20 protein-coding genes are annotated in these 19,059 nt (G+C 73.1%); 15 read left to right on the top strand and 5 right to left on the bottom strand.

The features are described 5' to 3' along the window. Nucleotides 1-25: 25 nt before the first annotated feature. From A6035_RS09185 to cofC, 3 genes are read right to left on the bottom strand one after another with little or no spacing between them, the layout of a single operon-like run. Nucleotides 26-940: an NUDIX hydrolase gene (locus A6035_RS09185; RefSeq protein WP_108847540.1), complete on the bottom strand. Its 915-nt coding sequence runs from the start codon at nt 938-940 to the stop codon at nt 26-28. Continuing rightward, nucleotides 937-3,051, bottom strand: coding sequence for an RNA degradosome polyphosphate kinase (locus tag A6035_RS09180; protein ID WP_412523655.1), 2,115 nt, complete (start codon nt 3,049-3,051; stop codon nt 937-939). Before A6035_RS09180 ends, A6035_RS09185 begins: the two co-directional genes overlap by 4 nt. Beyond that, the gene (cofC, locus tag A6035_RS09175) at nt 3,030-3,749 is read right to left on the bottom strand and encodes a 2-phospho-L-lactate guanylyltransferase (protein ID WP_108849177.1); all 720 of its coding nucleotides are present in this window, start codon (nt 3,747-3,749) and stop codon (nt 3,030-3,032) included. Before cofC ends, A6035_RS09180 begins: the two co-directional genes overlap by 22 nt. A gap of 107 nt (nt 3,750-3,856) precedes the next feature. Here cofC and A6035_RS09170 point away from each other — a divergent pair, with 107 nt between their 5' ends. Next, nucleotides 3,857-4,855 (top strand): NAD(P)H-dependent glycerol-3-phosphate dehydrogenase, encoded by a 999-nt coding sequence (locus A6035_RS09170; RefSeq protein ID WP_108847538.1) that lies wholly within the window; start codon nt 3,857-3,859, stop codon nt 4,853-4,855. A gap of 10 nt (nt 4,856-4,865) precedes the next feature. Then, nucleotides 4,866-5,972 (top strand): D-alanine--D-alanine ligase family protein, encoded by a 1,107-nt coding sequence (locus tag A6035_RS09165; protein ID WP_108847537.1) that lies wholly within the window; start codon nt 4,866-4,868, stop codon nt 5,970-5,972. 44 nt (nt 5,973-6,016) lie between these two features. On the opposite strand, the gene A6035_RS09160 is transcribed toward A6035_RS09165, so the two are convergent. Further along, nucleotides 6,017-6,631, bottom strand: coding sequence for a DUF3515 domain-containing protein (locus A6035_RS09160; protein ID WP_108847536.1), 615 nt, complete (start codon nt 6,629-6,631; stop codon nt 6,017-6,019). A gap of 121 nt (nt 6,632-6,752) precedes the next feature. Between A6035_RS09160 and thiL the strand changes: the two genes are divergently transcribed. From thiL to A6035_RS09145, 3 genes are read left to right on the top strand one after another with little or no spacing between them, the layout of a single operon-like run. Next, entirely contained in the window at nt 6,753-7,766 is a 1,014-nt protein-coding gene (gene thiL, locus A6035_RS09155) for a thiamine-phosphate kinase (protein WP_235026664.1), read from the top strand. A 9-nt stretch (nt 7,767-7,775) separates the two neighbouring features. Beyond that, the gene (locus A6035_RS09150; RefSeq protein WP_108847534.1) at nt 7,776-8,297 is read left to right on the top strand and encodes a gamma carbonic anhydrase family protein; all 522 of its coding nucleotides are present in this window, start codon (nt 7,776-7,778) and stop codon (nt 8,295-8,297) included. Nucleotides 8,298-8,300: 3 nt separating this feature from the next. Further along, entirely contained in the window at nt 8,301-9,008 is a 708-nt protein-coding gene (locus A6035_RS09145) for a uracil-DNA glycosylase (RefSeq protein WP_108847533.1), read from the top strand. Between the two features lie 54 nt (nt 9,009-9,062). Here A6035_RS09145 and A6035_RS09140 read toward each other — a convergent pair whose 3' ends face one another. Beyond that, nucleotides 9,063-9,857 carry an enoyl-CoA hydratase-related protein gene (locus A6035_RS09140; protein ID WP_108847532.1) on the bottom strand — a complete coding sequence of 265 codons (795 nt, stop codon included), beginning with the start codon at nt 9,855-9,857 and terminating at the stop codon, nt 9,063-9,065. 127 nt (nt 9,858-9,984) lie between these two features. On the opposite strand from A6035_RS09140, the gene A6035_RS09135 reads away from it, so the two are divergent. The 10 genes from A6035_RS09135 (at nt 9,985) to A6035_RS09090 (ending at nt 19,053) form a co-directional block, all read left to right on the top strand. Then, the gene (locus tag A6035_RS09135; protein WP_108847531.1) at nt 9,985-11,760 is read left to right on the top strand and encodes a DAK2 domain-containing protein; all 1,776 of its coding nucleotides are present in this window, start codon (nt 9,985-9,987) and stop codon (nt 11,758-11,760) included. Next, nucleotides 11,757-14,027, top strand: coding sequence for an ATP-dependent DNA helicase RecG (recG, locus tag A6035_RS09130; protein ID WP_108847530.1), 2,271 nt, complete (start codon nt 11,757-11,759; stop codon nt 14,025-14,027). The genes A6035_RS09135 and recG overlap by 4 nt, the downstream gene beginning before the upstream one ends. A gap of 16 nt (nt 14,028-14,043) precedes the next feature. Beyond that, complete coding sequence (rsmD, locus tag A6035_RS09125; RefSeq protein ID WP_108847529.1) at nt 14,044-14,631, top strand: 16S rRNA (guanine(966)-N(2))-methyltransferase RsmD; 588 nt, start codon at nt 14,044-14,046, stop codon at nt 14,629-14,631. Beyond that, the gene (coaD, locus tag A6035_RS09120; protein ID WP_108847528.1) at nt 14,628-15,101 is read left to right on the top strand and encodes a pantetheine-phosphate adenylyltransferase; all 474 of its coding nucleotides are present in this window, start codon (nt 14,628-14,630) and stop codon (nt 15,099-15,101) included. The genes rsmD and coaD overlap by 4 nt, the downstream gene beginning before the upstream one ends. A 131-nt stretch (nt 15,102-15,232) precedes the next feature. Beyond that, a complete protein-coding gene (locus A6035_RS09115) occupies nt 15,233-16,024 on the top strand; it encodes a DivIVA domain-containing protein (RefSeq protein WP_108847527.1) in 792 nt (263 codons plus the stop codon). 23 nt (nt 16,025-16,047) lie between these two features. Next, entirely contained in the window at nt 16,048-16,647 is a 600-nt protein-coding gene (locus A6035_RS09110; protein ID WP_108847526.1) for a YceD family protein, read from the top strand. After that, nucleotides 16,644-17,357, top strand: a complete 714-nt coding sequence (rnc, locus tag A6035_RS09105; RefSeq protein ID WP_108847525.1) for a ribonuclease III — start codon at nt 16,644-16,646, stop codon at nt 17,355-17,357. The genes A6035_RS09110 and rnc overlap by 4 nt, the downstream gene beginning before the upstream one ends. Nucleotide 17,358: 1 nt before the next feature. Further along, nucleotides 17,359-18,270 carry a bifunctional DNA-formamidopyrimidine glycosylase/DNA-(apurinic or apyrimidinic site) lyase gene (gene mutM, locus A6035_RS09100; RefSeq protein ID WP_108847524.1) on the top strand — a complete coding sequence of 304 codons (912 nt, stop codon included), beginning with the start codon at nt 17,359-17,361 and terminating at the stop codon, nt 18,268-18,270. Between the two features lie 4 nt (nt 18,271-18,274). After that, nucleotides 18,275-18,766 (top strand): OsmC family protein, encoded by a 492-nt coding sequence (locus tag A6035_RS09095; protein WP_244192398.1) that lies wholly within the window; start codon nt 18,275-18,277, stop codon nt 18,764-18,766. Further along, nucleotides 18,763-19,053, top strand: coding sequence for an acylphosphatase (locus A6035_RS09090; protein WP_108847523.1), 291 nt, complete (start codon nt 18,763-18,765; stop codon nt 19,051-19,053). The genes A6035_RS09095 and A6035_RS09090 overlap by 4 nt, the downstream gene beginning before the upstream one ends. Nucleotides 19,054-19,059 lie beyond the last annotated feature (6 nt).

The following is a 19,059-nucleotide window of genomic DNA, read 5'->3' as shown; positions in this document are numbered from 1 at the left end:
ACCCGGCCGCGTGGCCGCCCGCGCCTCAGAACAGCGGTAGGGGGCTCGGGTAGTAGTCGGCGTGGACCACCGTCCCGCCGTCGAACCCCAGCACCCAGACGCCGGCCTTCTTCGTGGACGCGTCGCCCACGTCGAGGCCGGCCGGCCCGGCCAGATCACGGACCATCCCGGGGATGGCGCTGCCCTGCGAGGACACCGCGGCGACACCCTCACCGGCGGCGATCCGGGTCAGCCGTGACACGGCCGCGACGGGATCGTCGAGGTAGGCCTCGTCGCTCAGCGCCGGCTCGGTCGAGACCGGGACCCCGAGTTCATCGGCCAGTGGCGCGAGCGTCTGCTCGCACCGGACCCGCGGCGCGCTGTGGAGACGGGTGACACCGAACGCCCGCAGCATCGGCGCCAACATCTCGGCCTGCACCCGGCCGTTCTTCTCCAGCGGCCTCAGGTCATCGTCACCGCTCCACTCGCTCCGGCGCCCCGCCTTGGCGTGCCGCACGAGCAGCAGGACCGACCGGGCGCGCGGCGCGTCGTCGAAGCGGCTGAGGATCTTCCGGTCGAGCGGGTAGGAGACGAGCCGCTTGGCCTCGTCCACGGGCACCCAGCGGATCTCGTCGACCTCGGAGTTGGGTTCGAAGTCACCGCCGGTGGCCAGCGCCGACCAGTAGGTGACCTCTTTGCGGGTGTTCTCCTTGAGGGGGTAGGCGGTGGTCCCGATCCGGGACCGCAACTCGGCGGCGAAGCCCGTCTCCTCCTCGATCTCGCGCACGGCGGTGACCGGCAGTGCTTCGCCGGCGTCGACCTTGCCCTTGGGCAGGGACCAGTCGTCGTAGCGCGGCCGGTGGACGACCGCACACAGCGGCGAGTCGCCGTCCTTCCGGTACAGGACGGCCCCGGCGGCCGGGACCACGCGGACCCTGGACTTCCCCGGCTTCGGGCTCATCGGTTCCGGAACCCCGCGTGCTGGGAGGCCATGCGCTCCTGGTGATCGACCGAGTCGTCCCAGTCCTCCGGCGCCGGCATGCGTCGCCAGGTCGCGTCCGGTTGGAGGTGGAAGCTGCGGGTCGCCGGGTCGAGCGCCGAGTCGAAGATGCGGCGGATCTGCTCCTTGAGGCGGTGGTCGGAGACGGTGACCATCACCTCGACCCGGCGGTCGAGGTTGCGGTGCATCATGTCCGCACTGCCGATGAACACCTCGTCCGCACCACGGAAGTGCAGGATCCGCGAGTGCTCGAGGAAGCGGCCGAGGATCGACCGGACGTGGATGTTCTCGCTCAGGCCCGGGACCCCGGCGCGGAGCGAACAGATGCCGCGCACCACGATCTCGACCGGCACGCCGGCCTGGGAGGCGCGGTACAGCGCGTCGATCACCTGCTCGTCCACCAACGCGTTGGCCTTGAGCCGGATGCCCGCCTCGTGCCCCTCCTCGGCCAGGGCGATCTCGCGGTCGATTCGCTCGATGATGCCGGAGCGGATGCCCTCCGGCGCCACCAGGAGACGGCGGTACTTGCTCACGTTGGAGAACCCGGTGAGGTGGTTGAACAGGTCCGTCAGGTCCGACACGACCTCCTCGTCGGCCGTGAACAGTCCCACGTCCTCGTACAGCCGGGCCGTCTTGGGGTTGTAGTTGCCGGTGCCGATGTGCGCGTACCGCTGTAGCCGGTCGCCCTCCTTGCGCACCACCAGGCAGGTCTTGCAGTGCGTCTTGAGGCCGAGCAGACCGTAGACGACGTGCACGCCGGCCTGCTCGAGCTCGCGGGCCCACCGGATGTTGTTCTGCTCGTCGAACCGGGCCTTGATCTCCACCAGCGCGACCACCTGCTTGCCGGCCGCCGCGGCGTCGACGAGCGCGTTGACGATGGGGGAGTCACCGGAGGTCCGGTAGAGGGTCTGCTTGATCGCCAGGACGTCCTCGTCCGCGGCGGCCTGCTCGATGAACCGCTGCACGGTCGTGGCGAACGAGTCGTAGGGGTGCTCGACGAGGACGTCGCACTCCTGCAGGGAGGCGAAGATGTTGCGGGCTGTCTCCCGTTCCCCGAAGGCCGGGGGAGTGGCCGGGACCATGGCCGGGTCCTTGAGGTCGGGAAGGTCCAGTCCGTGGATCTGCCACAGGCCGGTGAGGTCGAGCAGACCGGAGAACCGGATGACGTCGGCGGAGTCGACGTCGAGTTCCCGCTGCAGGATCCGCAGCATCCGCGGGGTGGTGTCCTCCGCGATCTCCAACCGCACCGCCGACCCGAAGCGGCGACGCGCCAGTTCACGCTCGAGAGCCTGCAGCAGGTCCTCGTCTCGGTCCTCCTCGACCTCCATGTCCGCATTGCGGGTCACCCGGAAGACGTGGTGTTCGACGACCTCCATTCCCTGGAACAACTCGCCCAGGTGCGCGGCGATGATGTCCTCGGCGGGGACGAACGAGTACTCGTCCGGTCCCCCGCGGTCCACCCGGACGAAGCGGGGGACGTTGTGGGGGATCTTCACCCGGGCGAAGTGCTCCTGGCCCGAGTCGAGGTCACGGATGATGACCGCGAGGTTGAGGCTCAGGCCCGAGATGTACGGGAACGGGTGCGCCGGGTCCACCGCCAGCGGGGTGAGCACCGGGAAGATCGAGTTGCGGAACAGTTCCGCCAGTGAGAACCGCTCGTCCGCGGTGAGTTCGGACCACGGGAGGATCCGGATGCCGTTCGCCTCCAGCTCCGGTCGGATCTCGTCGCGGAACAACCGGGTCTGCTCGTCACACAGCTCGCGCGTGCGCAGACTGATCCGCCCGAGTTGCTCGGCTGGCGTCTGACCGTCGGCGGAACGGACCGACAACCCCGTCTTGTCACGTCGTTTGAGGCCGGCGACGCGCACCATGTAGAACTCGTCCAGGTTGGAGGCGAAGATCGCGAGGAACTTGGCCCTCTCCAGCAGCGGGAGATCCTTCTCGCCGGCCAGCGCGAGGACCCGCGCGTTGAAGTCGAGCCAGCTCAGTTCGCGGTTGAGGTAACGGTCTCGGGGCCGGGGCAGTCCCTGGAGGGCGTGCTGTTCTACGGTCACCGCACCATTGTGGCCGATACCCCGTGGACGTGTGTGGCGTGCCGCGTCGAGGGGTCCCGCAGCGTCTCGGCCGTGGCGGCTCCCACGTCGCGGGCCGAGAGGGTGGCGAGATCGGCCGGGATGTCGACGTCCCGGGCGGCCGCGGCGAGATCGGCCGCCACGCCGACGGTCACTGCCCCGCCCGCGCGGAACCGGGTCGCGGAGTCGGGGCCGAAACGGCACACGCGGGACTCCGGCGCGCCCGTCCAGAACGCCATCGTCGTCCCGGCCCCGCGATGGTCCGCGACCGTCGAATGGGGATGCCGCGCGGCGGAGGCGAGGATGCGCGCGAGGTGATGCGGGCGGAGCTCGGGCAGATCGGCGGTGACGACCCCGACCGGTCCGTGGACGTCGGCGAGCGCGGCCGTCAGCGCGGCGTTGAGGGGGTCGACGCGGGGGCGGGGGGCCTGCTGTGGCTCCGGGACGAACTCCGCGCCGACCCGGGCCGCCAGGTCCCGGACGAGCGGATCGACGGCGGAGACGACACGGACCCGACCGACACCGGGGGTGGCGAGGCACGCCCGCAGTACGTCGGCGGCCATCGCCAGGACGAGGGCCTTCCGCCCGGCCGACGGCAGAGCCGGATCCAGGCGACTCTTCGCGCGGTCCAGCGCCTTGACGGGGACGACGATCGTCCAGCCGTCAGTGCCGGTCGTGCCGCCCTCAGCTGTGCTCATCGCCCGCCATCCTGCCAGCCGCGCCTCGGTGGCGTCCCGCGCCGGGTAGCGTTTGCCGGGATCCACCGCGGTCGGCGGGCAGGGACGACGAGGGCCGGGAGGCGAAGATGGCGCGGATCGCGGTGATGGGAGCGGGATCCTGGGGGACCGCGGTCGGCAAGGTGCTCGCCGATGCCGGGTCCGAGGTCGTGATGTGGGCCCGCCGCGAGGAGGTGGCGGCCGATATCAACGGAGCGCACTGCAACCCCACGTACCTGCCCGACATCGTGCTGCCCGCGAGCGTGTCCGCGTCCACCGATCCCGCGGAGGTCCTCGAGGGCGCCGAGGAGGTCGTGCTCGCCGTGCCCTCGCAGAGCCTGCGCGGCAACCTCGAGACCTGGGTCCGGTCCTTCGAGCCCGACGCCGGCGTCCTCTCGTTGGCCAAGGGCATCGAGACCGGCACCCTCATGCGCATCAGCGAGGTCGTGGCGGAGGTCGTCGGTCTGCCGGAGTCCCGCATCGCCGTGCTGTCCGGCCCGAACCTCGCCCGCGAGATCGCCGAGGGACAGCCCGCCGCCACCGTGATCGCGTGTTCGGACGAGGAGCGGGCCGCCCGCCTCCAGGACGCGTTCTCCACCCCGTACTTCCGGCCGTACACCAACACCGACGTCGTGGGGTGCGAGATCGGCGGCGCCACCAAGAACGTCATCGCGCTGGTGTGCGGGATCGCCACCGGGATGGGCCTGGGGGACAACACCATGGCCACCCTCGTCACGCGGGGGCTGGCCGAGACCACCCGGCTCGGGGTGGCGCTGGGCGCGAACCAGATGACGTTCGCCGGGCTGGCCGGGCTGGGCGACCTCGTGGCCACCTGCACCTCGCCGCTGTCGCGCAACCGGACCTTCGGGGAGCGGCTGGGCCGCGGCGAGACCCTCGAACAGGCGCAGCGGGCGACCAACGGCCAGGTCGCCGAAGGCGTCAAGTCGTGCACCTCGATCCGCGAGCTGGCCCGGCGGACCGGGGTCGAGATGCCGCTCACCGAGGCCGTCCACGAGATCTGCCACGAGGGCGGCGACGCCGTGGAGGTGGCGGTGCGCCTCATGAGACGCAGCACCAAGCCCGAGTAGCCTCGGCCCGGTGAATCGCATCACCGTCGCAGTCCTCTACGGCGGCCGCAGCTCCGAGCACTCCGTGAGCTGCGTGTCCGCCGGTGCCGTCATGGGTCACCTCGACCGCTCCCGCTACGAGGTGATCCCCGTCGGCATCACCGAAGCGGGGGCCTGGACCCTCGGATCCGACGACACGGCGGACCTGCGCATCGCCGACCGGGTCATGCCCGTGGTCGACGCCGGCCGACCGCGGGTCGCCCTCGGACTGTCCACCGACGACCGCGGCGTGCTGCGGTACGCCGACGGCGACCGGGCCGGGCAGGAGATCGCCCGGGTGGACGTGGTCTTCCCTGCCATGCACGGCACCCACGCCGAGGACGGGACCATCCAGGGCCTGCTGGAGCTGTCCGGCATCCCGTACGTCGGGCCGGGTGTGTTCGCCAGCGCGGCGGGGATGGACAAGGAGTTCACCAAGGTCGTGCTGGGCGCGGCAGGGCTGCCCATCGGGCGCCAGGTCGTCCTGCGGCCCGGCACCGCGACGCTCTCGCCCGCCGACCGCGACCGGCTGGGACTTCCGTTGTTCGTCAAGCCCGCCCGCGGCGGTTCGTCCATCGGCATCACCAAGGTCTCGCGGGCGGCCGACCTCGACGCCGCGATCGTTGAAGCCCGCCGCTTCGACGACAAGGTGATCGTCGAGGCCGCGATCGTCGGCCGCGAGATCGAGTGCGGGGTGCTGGAGTACCCGGACGGCCGGGTCGAGGCGAGCCTGCCGGCCGAACTGCACATCCCCGGCGAACCGACCGGGGTGGGGGGCGAGACGGAGGGCGACGCCTTCTACGACTTCGACACCAAGTACCTCGACGACGTGACGACCTTCGATCTGCCCGCCGACCTCCCGGCCGAGCAGACCGCGCAGCTGCGGGCCCTGGCGGTCGAGGCGTTCCACGCCCTCGACGGACGCGGTCTCAGCCGCGTGGACTTCTTCGTCACCGCCGACGGGCCGGTGATCAACGAGGTCAACACGATGCCGGGGTTCACCCCGATCTCGATGTACCCGCAGATGTGGGCGGCGACCGGGGTGGACTACGAGAGTCTGCTCGACACGCTGATCCACACCGCGATCGCCCGCGGCTGACCCTCAGGGCGCGGTGGGGCCCTGTCGGGGCGCCCTCGGGCGGGTCAGCCCGCCGGGGCCGGGTTCGGCTCGACCTCCTCGAGCGCCGCGGTGAGCGCGTCGGACAGGTCCTGGATCGGGCCGGTGCCGCTGCCCTCGGGGAGGGTCACCGCCACGTACTGCGGGCGGTCGACCGCGACCCACGTGGAGTCGGTGACGGCCGGGTCCGGATCGGGCTCGTTGAACCACTGCACGCCGTTGACCTCCTGCAGTCCCACGCCGACCGTGAACGTCGGCGGCGCGGGCAGCCCGCAGCGCACGATGATGGGCTCGGCGTCCGGCATCCGGTAGGCGGCCGTCCCCTCGGGCGCCGGCTCGACCAGCGCCACCCGGGCGGCGTCGCCGAGCATCTCGGGCAGCTGGCCGACGAGGGCGGCGCACTCCTCGGACCCCGCAGCCGGCGCCGGGATGGCGACGGCGGCCACAGGCTCGCTCGCGGCCTCCTCTGCCGCCTCGTCGCCGATTCCGCGCACCATCACCAGCACCACCGCCAGCATCGCGAGGGGGATGACGGCGGCGAGCGCCACCACGATCTTCGAGACCGGCGCCGCGGACGCGGCACCCGCGTCCCTCGGTCCGGCGTCGTACCGGTCGGCCGGGTCCGAATCCCTCGAAGCCACGTCGCGTCGTCCTTCCTCCCACGGCGGCCGGCGCGGAGCGCGGCCGCTAGCCTGACGGCAACGCTACAGACCCGCGCCGGAGCTCCCGGCGTGCGACACCACGGGAAAAGGGGTGGCCGCCGTGTCAGACCGGGCCGAGACCGCCGCCCATGCGGTCAGCCCCGACCGGGACCTGACCGTTGCCCGGGCGGGGGAGGCGGCGGTACTCGCCGTCCTCAGCGGGCCGGGCGACGGGCATGCGGACGATCCCGTGGGCAACGGGGACGACGCGGCGGTGCTGGGGCCGGCGGAGGCGACGGTGGTCACCACCGACATGCTCGTCGAGGGCACCCACTTCCGACTGGACTTCACCGGCTGGGCCGACCTGGGGCGCCGGGCGGTGGCCCAGAACGTCTCCGACGTCCTGGCGATGGGCGCCGACTGCACCCGTGTGCTCGTCGCCCTCGCGGTACCCGCCGGGACGACCATGGGGCAGATCGAGGACCTCGCCGCGGGGATCCACGGGGAGGCCGCCCGATCCGGCGCCGTCGTGGTGGGCGGCGATCTCACCAGGGCCGACCTCGTCGTCGTCGGCGTCACCGCGATCGGCACCCTCCCGCGCGGCGCCCGGGCACTACGCATCAACGGCGCGGAGCCGGGGGATGCCGTCGCACTCACCGGGACCCCCGGGCGCTCGGCGGCCGGCCTCGCGCTCCTCCTCGCCGGACATCCCCAGGGGCCTCTACAGCAGTCGCACCGCGTTCCCGTGCCCCCGATCGGACTCGGGACCGCGGCGCGCCTCGCGGGGGCACGGTCCCTCACCGATGTCAGCGACGGCCTGCTGCGAGACCTGTCGGGCCTGGCGCGCGCCTCGGGCGTCGCGGCCGACCTCACCGCGGACGCGCTCCCCGTCGACCCCCTCCTGTACGAAGCCGCCGGTACGCTCGGCGCGGCCGACCCCGCCGCGCAGGTCACGGACTGGGTGCTCGACGGCGGCGAGGACCACGGCCTGCTCGGCACCTTCCCACCCGGGACCACCCCGCCGGCCGGGTTCACGGTGATCGGCACCGTCCGGGCCGGTGAGCCGGGGCGCGTCACACTCGACGGCCAGCCGCGGGTCCCCGGGGGCTGGGACTCGGCGCGGGGCGCGAACTAGGGTGGACGCATGGCCGTCTACGCACTCGGAGACCTCGAACCCGACATCGCCCCCGACGCGTGGGTGCACCCCGACGCGGTGGTCATCGGGCGGGTGACCCTCGGACCCGGCGTCTCGGTGTGGCCCACCGCCGTGCTGCGCGGGGACTACGGGCGCATCGAGGTCGGCGCCATGTCCAACATCCAGGACGGCACGATCGTGCACTGCACGGCGAGCGACGCGACGATCATCGGCGAGCACTGCGTGGTCGGGCACAACGCCCACATCGAGGGCGCGACCATCGGTGACCGCACGCTGATCTCGTCCGGGTCGATCGTGCTCAACGGCGCAGTCATCGGCGCGGGCGCCGTCGTCGCCGCGGGGTGCCTGGTGCCCCCGCGGTTCGAGCTGCCCGACCGCCGCATGGCGATGGGGATGCCCGCGAAGATCCGGGAGGGCCACAAGGTCGACCCCGCGATGCTCGAGGGCAACACGCAGATGTACCACGACAACGCCATGCGCTACCGCGCCGACCTGCGCCGCCTGGACTGACCGGTGGCACCACGACGCACCCCCGCGCCGCTCGCCGACCTCCTCGACCCCGGCTGGGCGGAGGCCCTGGCCCCGGTCGAGGAGCGAATCCACGAGATGGGCGACTTCCTCCGCGCCGAGAACGCCGCCGGCCGGGGTTTCCTGCCGGACGCGGACCGTGTCCTGCGGGCGTTCACGCAGCCGTTCGACGACGTCCGCGTGCTCATCGTGGGCCAGGACCCGTATCCCACGCCCGGGCATCCGATCGGACTGAGCTTCGCGGTCGAGGCGGACGTGCGCCCGCTGCCCCGCAGCCTGGTCAACATCTACCGCGAGTACACCGACGACCTCGGGCTGCCGGCCCCCCGACACGGTGACCTCGGCGCGTGGACCCGGGCGGGCGTGCTGCTGCTCAACCGGGTGCTCACCGTGGCCCCCGGCGAGCCCGCCTCGCACCGCCGCAAGGGCTGGGAGGAGATCACCCAGCGGGCGATCGAGGCGCTCGTCGAGCGCGAACGGCCCATGGTGGCGATCCTGTGGGGACGCGACGCGCAGTCACTGGCGCCGATGCTCGGCGACACTCCGGTCATCGCCTCCGCGCACCCCTCGCCGCTGTCGGCATCGCGGGGCTTCTTCGGCTCCAGGCCGTTCAGTCGGGCGAACGAGGAGCTTCGCCGACTCGGCGTGGAGCCGGTCGACTGGAGCCTCCCCGACGAGCCCCGACAAGCGTAGAGGCAGGAGGCGGGCGGGCCGGTGCCGGCGGACCGGCCAGCAGGCCCCGTCGCGTCAGCGCCCGCCGAACTCCGGCGTGCGCTTGGCGACGAAGGCGTCCACGCCCTCGACGCCGTCCGGGGAGACGGCCAGCCGGGCGATCGAATCCCGCTCGGCGTCGAGCTGCTCGGCCAGCGTCGTGGACTCCGAGGCGCGGAGCAGGGCTTTGGCGGCCGCGTGTGACTCCCGGGGCCCGGCGGCCAGGCGGACCGCCAGCTCGCGCGCGGCCTCGCGGACGTCGCCGTCGACGAACGTCGTGAGCAGGCCCAATTGGTACGCCCTCGCACCGTCCATCGGCTCGTTGCTGATGATGAACGCCCGAGCCGCACCCTGGCCGATCGCGCGGGGCAGGCGCCACGACATCCCGCCGTCGGGGGACAGGCCGATACCCGGATAGGCCGCCAGCAGCCGGGTGTCGGGGCCGCCGACCGAGAAGTCCGCGGCCAGGACCAGCGAGGCCCCGGCGCCGGCCGCCCACCCCGCGACGGCGGCCACGACCGGCACGGGGAGCTCGTCGAGCTGACGGACGACCGCGTGGAGACGGTCGGCGAGCTCGCGCACGTGCTCCGCGCGGTCGGGGGCCGCGGCGAAGCCCGGGACGTTGCCGCCCGCGCAGAAGTTCGCGCCCAGGCCCACCAGGAGGACCGCGCCGGCGTCGATCTCACCCGCGAGCAGGGCGCGCAGCGCGACCGACGCCTGGTCGACCGCGTCGGAGTCCAGCGAGTTGCCCCTGCCCTCCAGGGAGACCGGGAGCGTGAGCACACCCTCGGCGAGGGTGACGAGCGGGGTGTCGGCGAGGTCGAAGGTCATCGTGGTGCTCCCGGGTCGTATCGGCCGTCTCGGCTAGTCGGAGGGCTGTCGAGTGGTGAGGGTACTAGGCTTGGCCGCGCGGGCCGGGAGTTGCACCACAGGGGTGGTCGTGTGGTGAGGAGGGGTGATGACGCAGGAGTCGACTCATGTCGAGGATCGTCCGTCGACCCTCGACGCGCACGGACTGCTCCTCTGGGCGCGGCGGTCCGTCGAGATGCTCGCGCTCCACCGCGAGGAGATCAACGCCCTCAACGTCTTCCCGGTGCCCGATTCGGACACCGGGACCAACCTGCTCTATACGATGCGCGCGGCCGTGGACCGTGCTGAGGGCGAGGACGCGTGGATCACCGAGGGCGGCGGCACGGCGGGCGCCCGCGAGATCGCCGTCGCGCTCGGCCACGGGGCGGTCCACGGGGCGCGCGGCAACTCCGGCGTGATCCTGTCCCAGGTGCTCCGTGCGGTCGGTGAGGCGGCGACCTTCACCGTCGTCGACGCCTCGACCTACCGCCGGGCCCTGCGCACGGCCGTCACACTCGTCGACCACGCGCTGAGCGACCCCGTGGAGGGGACCATCGTCACGGTCCTGCGCGAGGCCGCGTCGGCGGCGGGGCGCTCGTCGGCCCACTCGCTGGTCGAGGTGGCCCGCGCGGCTGCGGACGCCGGAGCGGAGGCCCTGGACCGCACGACCGCGCAGCTCCCGGCGCTGCGCCGTGCCGGGGTCGTGGACGCCGGCGGTCGGGGCCTGCTCGTCCTGCTCGACGCGATGGTCGAGGTGCTGACGGGACAGACCCCCGAGCGCCCGGAGTACTTCACGCCGTCCGAGCCAGCCGCCGCGGCGGCCGCGGTCGCGGCATCCGGTGGCGACGGCCGGCCCGGCGGCGCGGGAGCCGGAGGGACCTGCGACGCCGAAGACGTCGAGCGCGGGACGCGGTACGAGGTGATGTACTCGCTGACCCACTCCGACGACGCGCGCGCCGACGAGCTGCGGTCGGCACTGCGGATGCTCGGCGACAGCGTGGTGGTGGTCGGCGACGGCGGCTCGGACGTCAACGCCAGGTGGGCGGTCCACGTCCACACCGACGACATCGGCTCGGCAATAGAGACGGCGCTGCCGCTGGGGCGCGTCACCGAGATCAGGGTCACGGACATGCTCGACCCGATCGGGAACAGCGGCCGGGGCGAATCCGCCGACGACGCCGCGGGCGCGGGCGTCGGCGGCGGCGCCCGGCGTGGCGGTCCCGGCGGTGAGCCGGGCGTGCGACGCGTGGTGGCCATCGTCCCGGACGGCCCGCTCGCCGAGCTGTTCGCGGGCGCGGGCGCCGCGACCGTCGACCCCGGCGAGAACGGGGCCGGTGTGGTCGACGCCGTGCTGGCCGTGGAGGCCGATGAACTGCTCGTGCTGCCCAACGGGGAGCTCTCGCGGGACCGGATCAGCGCGCTCGACGCCGCGCTGCGGGACGCCGTCGGCCACGCGTTGATCCTGCCGACGGGATCGGTGGTCCAGGGACTGGCCGCGCTCGCCGTGCACGACCCCACCACGACCCTGTCGCTGGACGGGTTCTCGATGGCCGACGCGGCGGCGGGCACCCGGCACGCGCACCTCGCCCGGGCCGAGCAGGACGCCCTCACGCTGGTCGGCCGGTGCGCGGCGGGCGACCTGCTCGGCGTGGTCGGCCACGATGTCGCGCTCATCGGGACCGACGCGGTCGAGGCGGTCTGTGCGCTGGTCGACCGCATGCTGTCCGCCGGCGGGGAGCTCGTCACGGTGTTGTTCGGAGACGAGTACGACGAGGCGGCGACCGAGTCGGCGCTCTCCAGGCTGCGCAGCGCGCACCCCGACATCGAGGTCGTCGGCTACGCCGCGGGCCCGGGGCGGGCGCTGGCGCACGTCGGGGTCGAATGACGACGCTCGCCACCACGGACACGCCCCTGGTCGAGGTGCTCGACCCCGGGCTGGCGGAGCGGATCACCACGGCGTTCGGCCACCGGACCGTCGGGGACCTGCTGCACACCCTGCCGCGGCGCTACCGCCAGCACGGGCAACGCTACGACAAGCGGCAGCTCGTCGACGGCGAGCGGGTGACGGTCATCGGCACGGTCACCACGGCGCGGACGAGGACTTACCACACCAAAAAAGGCCAGCCTCGCGAGATGCTCACGCTCACCGTGGAGGACGGCGACATGGAGTTCCGAGTGGTCTTCTTCGCCGGTCGCAGCATCAAGTACCTGCTCCCGGTGGGCACCCTCGCCATGTTCGACGGCACCGTGTCGCACTTCCGTCGCGCGCCGGACCTCAAGCACCCCGAGTTCCTGGTGCTGCGGTCGGTCTCCGGGCAGAGCGGGCAGCTCAAGGGATCAGGCGACCTGGCCGCGCTGGCCCGGCTCGCTGCGGAGATCGACGCCGAGGGCGGGCCGAGCCTGTTCGACCGCCCGCTGCTGCCCGTCTACGCCGCGAAGGAGGGCGTCACCTCGTGGGACCTGCTCGGCGCGGTCGTGACCGCGTTGCGGGCGCTGGTGCCGGTGGTCGACCCGCTGGACGACACCGTGCGGTCGGCGGCGGGGCTGATGGGGTTGGACGAGGCGCTGCGTAAGGCGCATCTGCCCGAGAACGCGCGGGAGAAGGACCACGCGGGACACCGGCTGCGCTTCGACGAGGCGCTCGCCCTGCAGCTGCTGCTCGGTGCGCGGCGCCGGTTCGTCGCGCGGGACCCGGCGCCGGCCAGCCCGGTGCGGGACGACGGCATCCGCGCGGCGATGGGCGCCCGCATGCCGTTCGAGCTCACCGACGGACAGAAGGCGGTGCTGGAGGAGATCTCGGCCGACCTGGCGCGGGACGAGCCCATGAACCGGCTCCTGCAGGGCGAGGTCGGCTCGGGCAAGACCGTGGTCGCGCTGCTCGCGATGCTGCAGGTGCTCGACGCCGGACGGCAGTGCGTCATGCTCGCGCCCACCGAGGTCCTGGCGGTCCAGCACCACCGGTCCCTCACCGCGATGCTCGGCGATCTCGGCGAGCGCGGCCGCCTGGGCGCCGCCGACCACGCCACCCGCGTCGTGCTGCTCACCGGTTCGATGTCCACCGCCCAGCGTCGGGCGGCCCTGCTCGACATCGTCACCGGCGAGGCGGGGATCGTCGTGGGGACCCACGCCCTGATCCAGGACTCGGTGGACTTCTTCGACCTGGGCCTGGTGGTGGTGGACGAGCAGCACCGCTTCGGGGTGCGTCAGCGCGACCGCCTGCGGTCCAAGGGCCGCGCCGGCATGGTGCCGCACCTGCTGGTGATGACGGCGACCCCCATCCCGCGGACGATCGCCATGACGGTGTTCGGCGACCTGGAGGTCTCCGAGCTCGAGGAGCTCCCCGGGGGTCGGCGCCCGATCTCGACGTCCGTCGTGCCGGCGCGCGAGCGGCCGGCGTGGTTGGTGCGGGCGTGGGAGCGGGTGCGCGAGGAGGTGGCCGCCGGCCACCGAACGTACGTGGTGTGTTCCCGCATCGATGCCGACGACGGCAAGGCCGACGACGGGGCGAAGGGTGACGACGACGAGGGCGGCGACAGACCGCCGTTGGTCGCCGCCGTGGATCTGCACGAGTACCTGTCCACCGGCCCGCTGGCCGGGCTGAGGATCGGCCTCCTGCACGGCCGGCTCCCGTCGGAGGAGAAGGACGCCACCATGGCCGACTTCGCCGCGGGCCACCTCGACGTACTCGTGTCCACGACCGTCATCGAGGTCGGGGTGGACGTCCCCGAGGCCACGGTCATGGTGGTGATGGACGCCGAGCGTTTCGGTGTGAGCCAGCTCCACCAGCTGCGCGGTCGGGTCGGCCGCGGCGGGCTGCCGGGACTGTGCCTGCTCGTGACCAACTCCCGCGCGGGGAGCCGGTCCATGGAGCGGCTCGACGCGGTCGCCGCCACGAGCGACGGGTTCGCCCTGGCCCAGCTGGACCTCGTCCAACGGCGCGAGGGGGACATCCTGGGGGACGCGCAGTCCGGGGCGCTGTCGGCGCTACGGCTGCTCTCGGTTGTCGACGACGGGGACGTCATCGAGATCGCCCGCCGCCACGCCGAGGAGATCCTCGAGGCGGACCCGGGCCTGCACCGGCACCCCGCCCTCGCCGAGCGTGTCCGCCGCCTGGCCGGCTCCGAGGAATCCGACTACCTGTTCAGATACTGACGCGACGGGAACCCGAATGACCCGCATCATCTCCGGCCGCCTGCGCGGGCTGTCGATCACCGTGCCGCCGGCCGGGACACGGCCCACCACCGACCGGGTCCGCGAGGCGCTGTTCAGCGCCATCGACAGCCGGGTGGACCTGGACGGCGCCGCCGTCCTCGACCTGTTCGCCGGCTCCGGGGCGCTCGGGCTCGAGGCCCTGTCCCGGGGGGCCGACACCGCGTGGTTCGTCGAGGAGAACCACCGGGCGGTGGCCTGCCTGAAGAAGAACACCGGAGGGGCCTCGTCGTCGTCACCCTCCCTGCGCACCATCGTCAGACGTGCGGCCCTCCCGGCGGCCGTCGAGGGCGACTGCCCCGTGCCCGGCGGCTTTCACCTGGTCCTGGCCGACCCGCCGTACGAGCGCTCGGCCGTGCTCGACGAGCCGGTCCTGGGCGCGCTGCTCGCGGGGGGTTGGCTCGCCGAGGACGCCCTCGTGGTGTGGGAGCGCTCGAAGCGCGACCCCGCGGTGCGCTGGCCCGCCGGCTACGACGTGATCTTCGAGCGCACGTACGGGGAGACCACGATCGAAATGGCCAGGCCGGTTGATACGGTCGCCCCATGACGACCGTCGTGTGCCCAGGCTCCTTCGACCCGGTGACCCTCGGGCACCTCGACATCATCCGCCGCGCCGCGGAGCTGTTCGACGACGTGGTCGTGTGCGTGGTCGCCAACCCCAACAAGCAGGGCACCTTCACGATCGACGAGCGCAAGGCGCTCATCGACGAGGTGTGCGCGGACATACCCGGCGTGCGGGTGGACAGCTTCTACGGACTGCTCGTGGACTACTGCCGCGACCAGGGGGCGACGGCCGTCATCAAAGGCCTGCGGGACTCCACCGACTACGACTACGAGCTGCCGATGGCCCACATGAACCGGTCCATCGCGGGCGTCGACACCGTCTTCCTGCCCACCCGGGCCGACTTGGCGTTCGTGTCGTCGTCGCTGTGCCGCGAGGTCACCCGGCTCGGCGGCGACGTCTCGCACCTGCTGCCGGATCCGGTCGCGGTCGCGCTGCGGGAGCGCCTGGGCTGAACCGTCGCGCTGCGGGAGCGCCCGGGCTGAAATCGCCGGACCACCGGACACACCGCCGCCGCACCGGCCCGTCACCGTGTGTTGCGGGCACACTGATGGGACGAATGTGACGATCCGGTGAAGGGACGAGCGTGTACCGAGTGTTCCAGGCCCTCGACGAGCTGAACGCGATGATCGAGGACGCCCGCAGTCTGCCCATGACCGCGAACTGCGTGGTGCCCCGGCACGAGTCCCTGCTGTTGCTCGACGACATCCGCGACTCCTTCCCCGGCGAACTCGACGACGCCCAGGACGTGCTCGACCAGCGCGACCGGGTGCTGGCCGAGGCGGACGCCACCGCTCGCGAGACCGTCGCCGCCGCCGACGCCGAGGCGGACCGCACCCTGCGGGACGCCCGCGAGGACGCCGACGCGATGCTCGCCGACGCCAAGTCCCGCGCCGACCGCATGGTCGCCGAGGCCACCGCGCACGCCGACGGGCTCGTCGGTGATGCCCGCGCCGAGGCCGCCGAGCTACTGGATCGGTCCCGCCGGGACGCCGAGTCCACCACCACCCGCGCCCGCGCCGAGGCCGACCGGCTGGTCGAGCAGGCCAACATCCTCTACGACCGCACGATCACCGAGGCCCGCCAGGAGCAGCAGCGCATGCTGTCCGAGTCCGAGGTCGTCCGGATCGCCGACGAGGAGGCCGCCCGCGTGCGCGACGCCGCCCACGCCGAGAGCGAGCGCCGGCGCGAGGAGTGCGATGCCTACATCGACGAGAAGATGGCCCGCTTCGAGGAGTTCCTCGGGGCCACGCTGCGCACCGTCGCACGCGGCCGCGAGGAACTGCACGGTGTCGCGCCCGCCGCACGGCGCGATCCGGCCGCCCGCAGGGGCACCCGTGACGACGAGCGCTTCGGCGACGGGTACGGGGACTACTGAGTCAGGCGGGTAGTCTGCTGGGCGTGTCCACCACCTCCCGCACCCCCCGCCACGGCCGTCCGGCCGCCGATTCGCTCGTCCTCGACACCCGCGTGCTCTCCCGCACGCCCGGCGCGATGGAGCCGGTGCAGCGCGCCGCCGTGCTGCCCTCCGACATCGGCGTCGAGCTCATCCGGATCCCGAGCGGGTCGCAGGTCGAGCTGGACCTGATGATGACGTTCGTCGACGAGGGCGTGCTGGTCACCGGGTCGGTCAGCGGCCGGGCCGACGTCGAGTGCGCGCGCTGCCTCGGTGAGTTCACCACCGACGTCGCCGTGGAATTGACCGAGATGTACGCGACCCCCGGCACCGCCGCGGCCGACGGCGCGGAGGAGGACGAGGTGCGACTGCTCGACGGCGAGCTGATCGACCTCGAACCGGCCCTCGTCGACGCGTTCGGTCTCGAGTTCCCCATGTCGCCCACGTGCACCGACTACGGACACGACAAGTGCGTGAACCCCGAGACCCCCGCCCCGGACGGGGTCTCCGGCGAGGAGACCGGCCGCATCGACCCGCGCTGGGCCGGACTGGCGGAGAAGTTCGGCATGACGGACCCGGCCGACTCCGACGGGGACCGCGCGTGACCGACCAGCCCTCGCCGCTGGACACCGTCCTGGGCGTGGCCCTGCCCGCCGGCCTGGCGACCCAGGCGCTGACCCACCGCTCCTACGCCTACGAGCACGGGGGGCTGCCGCACAACGAGCGCCTGGAGTTCCTCGGCGACGCCGTGCTGGAGCTCGTCGTGACGGAGTACCTCTACAACGCGTACCCGGACCGCCCCGAGGGCGACCTGGCCAAGATCCGCGCGAGCCTGGTCAACACGTACGTCCTGGCCGACATCGCCCGCGAACTCGGCGACGGCGGACTGGGCCGACACCTGCGGCTGGGCCGCGGCGAGGAGCTCACCGGCGGCCGGGACAAGCACTCGATCCTCGCCGACACCCTCGAGGCGGTGTTCGGATCGGTCTATCTCACCCACGGCCTCGAGACGGCCCGCGGCCTGATCGAGAAGATCATCGGCGACCGCCTGACGGTCGTGCCCCATCTGGGCGCGGCGCTGGACTGGAAGACCAGCCTCCAGGAGAAGTGCGCGTCGCTCGGCCGGCCCAAGGCGCGCTACGAGATCACCTCCACGGGCCCGGACCACGACAAGACCTTCTCCGCCGTGGTGTTCGTCGGCGACGACGCGCTCGGCGAGGGCACCGGCCGCACCAAGAAGGAGGCCGAACAGAAGGCGGCCGAGCAGGCCTGGGCGGCCCTGGACGGGGCCACGGCGGACCGGACCGCCGGCTGACGTGCCCGAACTTCCCGAGGTCGAGGTCGTCCGCCGGGGACTGGTCGATCACGTCGTGGGTCGCACGCTCGTCTCCGTCGAGGTCACCGGGGCGCGCACGGCACGCCGCCAGCCCGGGGGCGCGACCGAGATCGTCGCGCGGCTGACCGGGCGTACCGTCAGCGGGGCGCGACGCCGTGGCAAGTACCTGTGGCTCACCCTCGACGGCGAGGACGCGGCCGGCGCCGACTGCCTCCTGGTCCACCTGGGCATGAGCGGGCAGATGCTCGTCACGGGTGCCGGCGCACCGCCGGTGCGCCACCTGCACGCCCGGGCCGTCCTGGACGACGGCAACGAGCTCCGGTTCGTCGACCAGCGCACGTTCGGCGGGTGGACGGTCGTGCCGATGGCTGAGTCCCGTGACGGCAGCGGGGTGCTGCTGCCCGCGCCGGCCGCGCACATCGCCGCCGACCCGTTCGAGTCCGCGTTCGACCCCCTCGCCGCCGCCCGGGTCATCCGACGCCGCGACACCGAGATCAAGCGGCTCCTGCTGGACCAGACCGTCGTGTCCGGCATCGGCAACATCTACGCCGACGAAGCGCTGTGGCGCTCCGGTCTGCACGGTCGGCGACGGTCCGGCGCGGTCACCCTGCGCGCCGTCACCGGCGCCCTCGAGCACGCCCGCGCGGTGATGGCCGACGCCCTCGACGCCGGCGGCACCTCGTTCGACGCGCTGTACGTCAACGTCAACGGCGCCTCCGGGTACTTCGACCGGTCGCTCGACGTCTACGGCCGTGCGGGCCTGCCGTGCGGCCGCTGCGGGACCGCCGTCGTGCGCGAGGACTTCATGAACCGGGGCTCACACTTCTGCCCCGTCTGCCAGCCCGCGCCCCGCCGCCGGAGCGGGGCGCGCCGCCGCCCGGTCGTACGATGACCGCATGACCCAGACGCCTCAGCCCGCACCGCAGGATCCCGCACCCGCCCACGGGGACGCCCCCGGGTACGCCCCGGGCCCGGAGCTGCGGGTCGACCGGGTCGGCACCCGGCGCTACGTGGGCACCTCCTCGCGCGGGGCACGGGTCGAGATCGGGTCGGCCGACGTCGAGGGCGTGTTCACCCCGGGCGAGCTGCTCAAGATCGCGCTCGGTGCGTGCACGGCCATGGCGTCGGACTTCACCGTCTCCCGCCGGCTCGGTGACGACTACGCCGCGACCGTCCGCGTCTCCGGCGACGCCGACCGCGAGAACGAGCGCTACCCGCGCCTCGAGGAGACCTACGAGCTCGACCTGTCGGGCCTGGACCCGGCGATGGCCGACCGCGTGCTCGACATGATCCGCCGCTCGGTCGACGCCACGTGCACCGTCGGCCGGACCATCACCGCGGGTACCGAGGTGGCGCTGCACTTCGAGACCGGGCGCGATCCCGAGTGAGCGACCCGGGGCAGGACACGGTCCGCCTGGTCGCGTGGGTGCACGGTCACGTCCAGGGCGTCGGCTTCCGCTGGTGGACGCGCAGCCGCGCCCTCGAACTGGGCCTGAGCGGGTACGCGGCCAACAAGCCGGACGGCCGCGTCCACGTGGTGGCCGAGGGACCGGAGTCGGCGTGCCGGGCCCTGTGCGATCTCCTCCGCGGTGGCGAGACCCCCGGACGCGTGGACCTCGTCGTCGACACCTACGAACCGGCGCGAGGCGGACTGACGGGATTCGTCGAACGCTGACCTAGG

The sequence above is a fragment of the Dietzia lutea genome, from assembly GCF_003096075.1.
In the GTDB taxonomy this organism is placed as follows: Bacteria; Actinomycetota; Actinomycetes; order Mycobacteriales; family Mycobacteriaceae; genus Dietzia; species Dietzia lutea.
The sequence above is the reverse complement of the archived record's forward strand: the minus strand, read 5'-3'. Positions and strand labels throughout refer to the sequence as shown.

Coding starts and splice junctions, on each gene's coding strand:
- A6035_RS09185 (WP_108847540.1), bottom strand. CDS start 940: ATGAGCCCGAAGCCGGGGAAGTCCAGGGTCCGCGTGGTCCCGGCCGCC.
- cofC (WP_108849177.1), bottom strand. CDS start 3,749: ATGAGCACAGCTGAGGGCGGCACGACCGGCACTGACGGCTGGACGATC.
- A6035_RS09170 (WP_108847538.1), top strand. CDS start 3,857: ATGGCGCGGATCGCGGTGATGGGAGCGGGATCCTGGGGGACCGCGGTC.
- A6035_RS09150 (WP_108847534.1), top strand. CDS start 7,776: ATGGCCGTCTACGCACTCGGAGACCTCGAACCCGACATCGCCCCCGAC.
- A6035_RS09140 (WP_108847532.1), bottom strand. CDS start 9,857: ATGACCTTCGACCTCGCCGACACCCCGCTCGTCACCCTCGCCGAGGGT.
- A6035_RS09135 (WP_108847531.1), top strand. CDS start 9,985: ATGACGCAGGAGTCGACTCATGTCGAGGATCGTCCGTCGACCCTCGAC.
- recG (WP_108847530.1), top strand. CDS start 11,757: ATGACGACGCTCGCCACCACGGACACGCCCCTGGTCGAGGTGCTCGAC.
- rsmD (WP_108847529.1), top strand. CDS start 14,044: ATGACCCGCATCATCTCCGGCCGCCTGCGCGGGCTGTCGATCACCGTG.
- coaD (WP_108847528.1), top strand. CDS start 14,628: ATGACGACCGTCGTGTGCCCAGGCTCCTTCGACCCGGTGACCCTCGGG.
- A6035_RS09095 (WP_244192398.1), top strand. CDS start 18,275: ATGACCCAGACGCCTCAGCCCGCACCGCAGGATCCCGCACCCGCCCAC.